The 8,530-nt window shown below is 33.8% G+C and carries 8 protein-coding genes and 1 tRNA gene; 6 read left to right on the top strand and 3 right to left on the bottom strand.

Annotation, left to right across the window (positions count from 1 at the left end; genetic code table 11):
* Positions 1–277 precede the first annotated feature (277 nt).
* Positions 278–1,837, top strand: a complete 1,560-nt coding sequence (locus tag JR053_RS00910; protein WP_029237670.1) for a proton-conducting transporter transmembrane domain-containing protein — start codon at positions 278–280, stop codon at positions 1,835–1,837.
* The gene (gene ffh, locus JR053_RS00905) at positions 1,822–3,165 is read left to right on the top strand and encodes a signal recognition particle protein (RefSeq protein ID WP_010405331.1); all 1,344 of its coding nucleotides are present in this window, start codon (positions 1,822–1,824) and stop codon (positions 3,163–3,165) included. Before JR053_RS00910 ends, ffh begins: the two co-directional genes overlap by 16 nt.
* Positions 3,166–3,424: 259 nt before the next feature.
* On the opposite strand, the gene JR053_RS00900 is transcribed toward ffh, so the two are convergent.
* Both JR053_RS00900 and JR053_RS00895 read right to left on the bottom strand, forming a co-directional pair.
* Positions 3,425–4,126, bottom strand: coding sequence for an ABC transporter ATP-binding protein (locus JR053_RS00900; RefSeq protein WP_010405332.1), 702 nt, complete (start codon positions 4,124–4,126; stop codon positions 3,425–3,427).
* Positions 4,119–4,901, bottom strand: a complete 783-nt coding sequence (locus JR053_RS00895; RefSeq protein WP_029237671.1) for an MlaE family ABC transporter permease — start codon at positions 4,899–4,901, stop codon at positions 4,119–4,121. The genes JR053_RS00900 and JR053_RS00895 overlap by 8 nt, the downstream gene beginning before the upstream one ends.
* 234 nt (positions 4,902–5,135) lie before the next feature.
* On the opposite strand from JR053_RS00895, the gene rpmF reads away from it, so the two are divergent.
* From rpmF to JR053_RS00875, 4 genes are all read left to right on the top strand, one after another.
* Positions 5,136–5,318: a 50S ribosomal protein L32 gene (rpmF, locus tag JR053_RS00890; protein ID WP_029237672.1), complete on the top strand. Its 183-nt coding sequence runs from the start codon at positions 5,136–5,138 to the stop codon at positions 5,316–5,318.
* Positions 5,319–5,326: 8 nt separating this feature from the next.
* The gene (plsX, locus tag JR053_RS00885; protein WP_010405337.1) at positions 5,327–6,364 is read left to right on the top strand and encodes a phosphate acyltransferase PlsX; all 1,038 of its coding nucleotides are present in this window, start codon (positions 5,327–5,329) and stop codon (positions 6,362–6,364) included.
* On the top strand, positions 6,357–7,313 hold the full coding sequence (locus tag JR053_RS00880; protein WP_010405340.1) for a beta-ketoacyl-ACP synthase III: 957 nt from the start codon (positions 6,357–6,359) through the stop codon (positions 7,311–7,313). The genes plsX and JR053_RS00880 overlap by 8 nt, the downstream gene beginning before the upstream one ends.
* A 142-nt stretch (positions 7,314–7,455) precedes the next feature.
* Positions 7,456–7,529 (top strand) — tRNA-Arg (locus tag JR053_RS00875).
* Positions 7,530–7,537: 8 nt separating this feature from the next.
* Here JR053_RS00875 and JR053_RS00870 read toward each other — a convergent pair.
* Positions 7,538–8,506 carry a complex I NDUFA9 subunit family protein gene (locus tag JR053_RS00870; protein ID WP_416603278.1) on the bottom strand — a complete coding sequence of 323 codons (969 nt, stop codon included), beginning with the start codon at positions 8,504–8,506 and terminating at the stop codon, positions 7,538–7,540.
* Positions 8,507–8,530: the final 24 nt, after the last annotated feature.

The following is an 8,530-nucleotide window of genomic DNA, read 5'->3' as shown; positions in this document are numbered from 1 at the left end:
CTTACTTTGTTTGCTTGTCAGATCAAGTCTAAACTATTACAAATTAACAATAAATTATGCACGAGTGTAGCACTGTGAATTAGGAGTGCTATATTAAAGCTTACCTCACTATTAAAGCTATCGGTCAGATTAGATTAAAAACCTAATCTGACCGGTTTCTCTATAACCTTCTAAACCCTGATATAATTATATGGTAATTAGCTTAACTAGTGGTTAATATGCAAATTGATTTTATTTGTATGTTGAGGTAGCATAAACCATACTGTTTTACATCATTGTGCAACTTTATAAATTTTTATTGCTATTTCTATTGACTACATTAATAGTGATAGTCCTAATATTACCTGAAAATTTAGGTACTACACTGAATTGCTCTCATCCAGTTCTAAATTTTGATTTATCTTTTCGTATCGTACTAATATCTTTTTTATCAGTTGCATTTTTAGCTGTTCTACCAACACAAAATTTGACTTTTTCAGAGATGCTATCTTTTTTTGCTTATACTACCTGCTCACTCTGTGCAATTTTATCCAAGCAGATAATGTTGGTTATAATATTCTTTGAATTAATGACCATCAGTGCATTTTTTATTATCGCAGCTAGCTGTAGAGATAGTGGATCTGCAATAAGGTACGCTTGTGTACACTTTTTGGTTGGAGTTATATTGACAGCAGGATTGGCACTTCAAAGCACTAACCTGATAATTTTGGGTTTATTGATAAACTGCGCTTGTTTTCCTTTTTCGTTTTGGGTTGTTGATGCATATCCTGCTGCATCACTACATGGCACTACATATCTCTCTTTATTTACCACTAAAGTCTCTTTTTTAGTGATGCTTTTACACACTTACACCCTATGGCAAGATTGTACTGAAATATTAGCACTTGTAGGCGCCATCACTGTAATTTACAGCATTATATTTGCTTCTCTTGAGCAAAATATTCGCAGATTTTTATGCTATAACGTTGTAGGACAAATGGGCTTGCTGATTATTGCAGGAAGTTTGCTCAGTCCTTCGGAAAAAGCAATACCAATTTTGATACTGCATATAATCTTCTCTCTTGTTTATCAATCATTATTGTTTGTGGTCAGTAATTCGATTATTTTACAAACAAAAACAATTAGTTTTAATGGAGTGGGTAAACTGATGTCAGTGGAAGGCATGTGTGCTATAATCGCAATACTTACAATGGCTGCATTTCCTGGAACCGTTGGATTTATCAGTAAATCATATATCACAGCTGAAATTGAAATGAACACTGTTGCCTTAAAAGGGTATAAAAATTTATATAAGCTTCTAAATTTGCTGCTTCATTTAAGCGTGGGGCTAAAGTTTCTTTATTACTTATTTATTGCAAAAAGTAAGTCAAAACCTTTAGCAGAGAGGGGAGGCAAAATGACTATGATTATTTTAGCATTTATATGCGTAATCGCTGGCAATCCTTACTTACCTATTTACAATAAACCTTCGATTTTCGATTTTGTGTACAACACAAAAAATGTTTTGTCGCAATTTAATTTATTACTATGTACCACTTTATTGTTTATTCCTTTACGCAAGTTATTTTACCCGAGAGTAAATTTTAAAATGGATGTTGATTGGATTTTTAGAGTTTTCATATCCTATATTGTCTTGTTGTTCAATCAATTGGTCTTTAAAGTGAGAGAAATGTCTGCCAACGTACTGCAAAACTTGACTAATTCACTTACTAATTTATACTTTAATAATATTACTAAACTTAAAGAAGTGCTAAGTTATAACTCAGTAAGTTTTGTTTCAGCTTCTTCTCTCTTTTTAATGAGTATTCTACTAATGCTATTATGTTTAAATCGTTAACTGAAAGTTTAAATTCTGTATTTAGTAAACTGAGAGGAAAGTCGATCATTTCTGAAGATGATTTTAATCTTGCCATGCGTGAAATACGTATAGCTTTAATTGAAGCTGACGTTTCACTTGAAGTTGCAAAAAAATTCATCAACGACATTAAAGATAAAGTGATTGGGGAAAAAGTCATAAAAAGTGTTTCTCCAGCACAAATGATAATTAAAATTGTGCAGGATAATTTAGTTGCAGTTCTCGGATCAGAGAAAAGTGACTTAAATCTAGCAGTTAAACCTCCTGCTGTGATTATGATGGCGGGCTTACAAGGTGCAGGTAAAACAACTACCTCAGGAAAGCTTGCTTTAAAGCTAAAAAAGCAAAAGAAAAAAGTGATGCTTGCCTCTTTAGACATTTATAGGCCGGCTGCCCAGAAACAACTTGAGGTGCTGGGTAAACAGATAGACGTACAAACTTTATCTATAGTAATAAATGAGGAGCCTATTGCAATTACAAAAAGGGCACTGGCAGCAGCAAAGAACGATAATTATGATGTATTAATACTAGACACCGCAGGCAGGCTTCATATTGACAATAATATGATGAATGAGTTGAAAGCCGTAAAGGAAATAGCTTCACCTGCAGAAGTTATTTTAGTAGCCGACGCAATGATAGGCCAGGATGCGGTCAACATTGCTAAATCATTCAATGAGGTAATAGGTGTAACCGGCATTATTCTCACCCGTGTTGATGGTGATGCACGTGGTGGTGCTGCTCTTTCTATGAAAATGATCACCGATTGTCCAATTAAATTTATTGCTTGTGGTGAAAAATTAAGTGACCTCGATGATTTTTATCCCGATAGAATTGCAAAAAGGATACTTAGCATGGGTGATGTTGTATCATTGGTTGAAAAAGCTGCTGAGATTGTTGGTCAGGAAGAAATTGATAAGTTACAAAAGAAAGTAAAAAAGGGTAAATTCGACCTAAACGACCTAGTGGGAATGTTAAAAACTCTGAGTAAAATGGATGGCATTAGCAACATAATGAAATTCATCCCTAGTTCATTCACAAAAAAGCTAAGTAGCAGTGTGCCAGACGACAATAAAGTGAAAAAATATATAGCCATCATAAACTCAATGACCGAAAAAGAAAGGCAAAATCCAGATATTTTAAATGGCAAAAGAAGACTTAGAATTTCTAAGGGGTCCGGAACAAGTGTAACTGACGTTAATCTTCTAATTAAGCAGTATAATCAAATGAGCTCTATGGTGAATAAATTCAGTAAAGTTGATCATAATAAACTCAAAAAATCTGATTTAATGGATATGCTGAGCAGAAAATAAATCAGCAGGTAGTAGAATGAAATAAAATCATCAGTTGTAATTGCTGTTGAGTAGTGAAGTAACAAATTCAATAAATTTCTGCAGTTGGAATTGGCATAATAATAAAAATTGATATAAGTTACTTTAGCTATATTTAATGCGTTGTTTTATAGCTAACACACCATACCACCGTGGCACTACACTAGTAACAGAACGACAATTGTCAGTAGCTCAAGTTAGGGTAGATATGGCATTCACAATATCGTTTGTAAACCTATAGCTATATATAATGAATGAATTTTTTTATATATTCGTTATTAGTATTTTGTATTTCTTGGACAGTTCCGTGGTAGATAATATTCCCTTCGTATAATACTGCTATTTTATCAGCTATTTTAAATGCACTATGAATATCATGTGTAATCGTGATAATTGTAGGGTTAAAGTCTTTAGATAATTTTATTATTATCTCGTTTACCATATCTGACATAATTGGGTCCAATCCTGAAGTTGGCTCATCCAATACAATAATTTCTGGATTGTGCGCAATCGCCCTTGCAAGTGCTACTCTTTTTTTCATTCCGCCTGATAGCTCGATTGGAAACATATCTGCTATGCTTTCCTCCAGTCCAACATCATTTAATTTCTCGATTGCTAGCTGTTTTGCCTCCTTTTCGCTGATATTAAAGCGCTTTTTATAATTAAAAGATATATTTTCCCACACTGTAACGTAGTCAAATAAAGCAGAATTTTGAAATAAGACTCCAAATTTATTTTTGCTTTCACTATTTATTTTAATAGACCCTGAGTCTGGTTTTAGCAATCCAATGATTATTTTTGTTAATACAGATTTACCACTTCCTGAGCCGCCAAGTATGACTAATGATTCCCCCTTCGATATATTAAAACTTATGTTGTTTAATATCGTTCTATCATCAAAAGACAAGCTTAGGTTCAATATTGATATTATGGGGCTATACATGTATCAAAGTAATCAAGTAGTTTGCTAAAATGATCAATATGGACGAAAAAACAACAGTTGATGTTGTAGCAACACCTACTCCTCGTGCACCTTCTCTACAATGGTAACCGTAATAACAACTTGAAACAGAAATTATAGCCCCAAAAGCAGTCGCTTTCATTAGCCCAACAACAAAATCGTTTATATTAAAGAATTGAGCTGTATATTTTATGTATATATTTAAATTGTGGTTAAATTCAAAGACTGCGGTGACATACCCTCCAAATATTCCTATTAGATCTGCACATACTGTAAGTATTGGAAATACTATAACTGACGCTAGAATTCTTGGTGCAATTAAATATTTGAAAGGATTGATGTCCAAAGTTGTAAGTGCATCTATTTGTTCAGTGATGCGCATCGTGCCAATTTCTGCTGCAATTGAGGACCCAACCTTTCCTACCATTATTAAGCTAATCAAAACTGGCCCTAACTCTTTAATGATAGTGATCGTAACAAGCTTAGGTACTACTTGTTCTTGATTAATCAATAGACCACTTAAGCTACTTTGTAAAACTATCACCGCTCCTATAAAAACTCCAGTGAGCCCAACAATTGGTAAAGAGAAAAAGCCTATCTCTATAATTTGTTTTGCTACATTGCTAAAATAATACGGTGGCACAAAGCAGTGGTATAGAGATTGAATAAAAAACACAAATGCGTTACCAAGCCTCAACAGAAAGTTGATAAAGCACCTACCGATTATTCTAACACTGTTTACATCAAAGGAACTCACTTTGCATTTATCTTAGCTAAAAATTAGTTTTACTGATTTTATTAAAATTTTTATTAACTCTATCGCAGAGTATAGTCAAGATATATCTTAAGTTCAATATACTTTGATCAAAATGCTTGAGTTTAAGTTTATAAGACTGAATTGTATAAGAAAACCTTACTTATTTCGCTATTTACTTCTTGTAAAAAACATGCTACTAATAAATTGTGTTATATAATTGAATTGGAGTAAGTTTTGGCAGTTCCGAAGAGAAAAAAGTCAAAGTCAAGGCGTAATATGCATCGTTCTCATCATACTATTAAGCCTAAGAATATTGTGGTATGTGCAACAACTGGAGAATTCATGTTGCCTCACAACATAGCAGTTGACAATAGTTACAAAGGAAAACGTGTTTTCATTAAACAAAAGGCGGAGTAACTCATGATATGTTACCCACGGTCAACAACAACATAGTTATCGCACTTGATGCTATGGGAGGGGATTTTGCACCTCTTTCCGTAATTCAGGGTGCTAGTTTTTTCTTGGATAATCTTGTTGATCCAGGTGTTGAAGTTTTTTTTCATATTTATGGAGATCAGAAAGAAATATCTCCTTTGCTTTCAAAATACAAAAAAGTAATCGATAACTCCGAATTTACCCATTGCTCTGATAATGTTCTTCCAAATGATAAACCCTCTTTTGCACTGAAACATCGCAAAGATTCAAGTATGAAGGCAGCTGTTGAAGCAGTGAAAAAAGGTAAAGCTTTTGGAATGGTGTCTTCAGGCAACACTGGAGCATTGATGGCTATCTCCAGATTTATTTTAGGAACATTACCCAATATCTATCGTCCTGCTATTGCATCTGTCTGTCCAACTAAGACAAAAAGCTTTGCATTGCTTGATCTTGGTGCAAATGTTGACTGTAATACTGACTCATTATTTCAATTTGCATTAATGGGGAGTATATTTGCAAAAATAGCATTAAAAGTTGAAAATCCTGAAGTCGCTTTGCTAAACATTGGTACAGAAGAAGTGAAAGGTACTGACTCAGTAAGAGGAGCTTTTGAGTTACTCAAAAATGCTCCAAGTATTAACTTCAAAGGATATATAGAGGCAAGTGAATTTTTAGATGGTAATATAGACGTAATTGTTGCTGATGGTTTTGTTGGTAATGTAATGCTCAAGACAGCTGAGGCAACTGCTGGTACTTTTATCAGTCTAATAAAACAGGAAGTATTTAATTCATGGATGACAAAAATGCTTGTCGGCATATTGTTGAAACCCAAGCTAAATAAAGCATTAGAGCGTTTTAATCCTAAAATTAGAAGTGGAGCTATGTTTTTAGGGCTAAATGGTATCATTATAAAGAGCCACGGAAATTCTGATGCTATTTCTTTTGCTCACGCTATAAAATTTGCAGTAAATGCAATCAGTGAAAATTTAAACCAGAAGATAATTAACGGGGTAAGTCATATTGAATAAAAGTTTCATATTGAGCACTGGTTCTTACCTACCAAAAAAAATTTTGAGTAATAACGAAATTGCATCGATAGTTGAAACAAACGATGAATGGATAAGGCAAAGAACAGGAATAGTTCAAAGACATATAGCAGATGAAGGAGAACTAACGTCAGATTTAGCTGTTAATGCAGCGAAAAATGCTATAGAAAAAGCGAAAATTTCAATAGATGAAATTGGTTTGATCATAGTTGCAACAACAACACCTGACAAAACTTTTCCTAGCTGTGCAACGATTATACAAAGTAAATTAAAGTGTAAAAACGCATTTGCTTTTGATGTACAGGCAGCATGCTCTGGTTTTATATATGCAGTTACAGTTGCTGATTCACTTATAAAGTCTAACGATAGAATTAAATACGCGCTTGTTATTGGTGCTGAAATAATGTCTAGGATTGTTGATTGGGAAGATAGGTCAACTTGTGTACTCTTTGGTGATGGTGCTGGTGCAGTGATAATGAAATCAGAAATGAGTAGCAGTAGCATTATATCAACAAACTTACACTCTGATGGCAATGTGGACTTATTATGTACAAACGGAGGAATATCCTCTACTCGTGATTCTGGAAAGATACTTATGAATGGAAGAGAAGTGTTTAAACATGCAGTAGAGAAATTAACAACCTCAGTAGAGGAAACTCTAAAATGCAATAGTTTGAAGATTACTGATATTGACTGGTTAATTCCCCATCAAGCAAACATTCGCATTATTGAAGCAGTAGTAAAGAAATTAGATTTTCCTATAGAAAAAGTAATTAATACAGTTGATAAGCATGCAAACACCTCAGCAGCGTCAATTCCACTAGCCTTAGACTATGCAGTACAAGAATCAAAAATAAAGTCAGGAAATCTGATATTGCTGATTTCAATAGGTGCAGGTTTAGCCTGGGGTTCTGTGTTACTGCGCTATTAGACTTCCTATTACTCACGCTTCTTTTTTCTCAGTTTTATCGTTACATGCTGTACTGACAAAGTTTTGAGATATTATCACAAACATTATATTCACAAGAAATACTTGACTTCACGTGTACTAAGAAGCATTTTATATATGATGTGTGCCCGTAGCTCAGTTGGATAGAGCAACAGCCTTCTAAGCTGTGGGTCGTAGGTTCGAATCCTACCGGGCACATTCTTCTATCAATGCTTTCTATAAATTTTCAAGTATTCTGGTACCACATTTTCAATTGCTAGTGGTCTAATTTTCATTGTTTCGAGATCATCTGACTTTTCGATTGAACTACTCATCATAACTTTCACCTGATCTCGAGTAAGTATAGGGCTTGCATCTCCAGTTATAGGTTTTAACAGCACAGAAACAACTTTACTTTCTAAGAAAAAGGCTATCAATCTTGCCATTGGAAAAGGTACATTGATCAGTAGACACTTTCTGTTAGTCACATTCAGAATAAACTTTAATAAGCTTTTAAAAGAGTAAACTTTTGATCCACCTATATTATAAATTTTTTTATCTTGCTTATTAAAGCTGATAATACGGTATACCACTTCAGCTAAGTTTGTTACACATATCGGCTGAAACTTCGTTATTCCACTACCGATCAACGGCAAAAAAGGAAGAATTGTTGCTAATCTTGCAAATTTATTAAAGAAATTATCTTCTTTACCAAATACAAGACTGGGCTTAATTATCATTGCTCCTTGAAACGCCGAAGCTACAGCTTTCTCACCTTTCAATTTACTTTGGGCATATTTTGATAACTTATCATTTTCTATTCCCATGGCAGAAAAATGTATCATCATGGATACATTTTTTATTTGCGCAGCTTTTGCTATTCTTTCAGCTATTCCAACATGAACTGTATAGAAATCGTATTTTCTTTTTTCATATAATATTCCTACTAAGTTTATAACAACATCACACCCCTCCATACTTTCTAAAATTGATTTTTCATTAAAAAAATCTCCTTCAAGTATTGATATTTGCCCTAAGTTGCCACATAACTTTAGACAAGCAGCTTTTTCCTGATCACGAGTAAATATTCTTATTAAATACCCCGCCGCTGCCAAGCGTCTTACGATGTGTTTTCCTATAAATCCCGTTCCACCAAAAATAACTATACGTTTTATCTGTAATAGTTTAGACTTGATCTGACAAGCAAACAAAGTAAGATA

The organism is Wolbachia endosymbiont of Nasonia vitripennis (assembly GCF_048054115.1).
Taxonomy (GTDB): Bacteria; Pseudomonadota; Alphaproteobacteria; order Rickettsiales; family Anaplasmataceae; genus Wolbachia.
Note: the sequence above shows the minus strand (reverse complement) of the source record. Positions and strands in the feature narration are given on the sequence as shown.

Bases quoted from the DNA above. Each gene is read 5' to 3' on its own strand.
- plsX (WP_010405337.1), top strand. From the start codon at position 5,327: ATGTTACCCACGGTCAACAACAACATAGTTATCGCACTTGATGCTATG.
- JR053_RS00900 (WP_010405332.1), bottom strand. From the start codon at position 4,126: ATGTATAGCCCCATAATATCAATATTGAACCTAAGCTTGTCTTTTGAT.
- ffh (WP_010405331.1), top strand. From the start codon at position 1,822: ATGTTTAAATCGTTAACTGAAAGTTTAAATTCTGTATTTAGTAAACTG.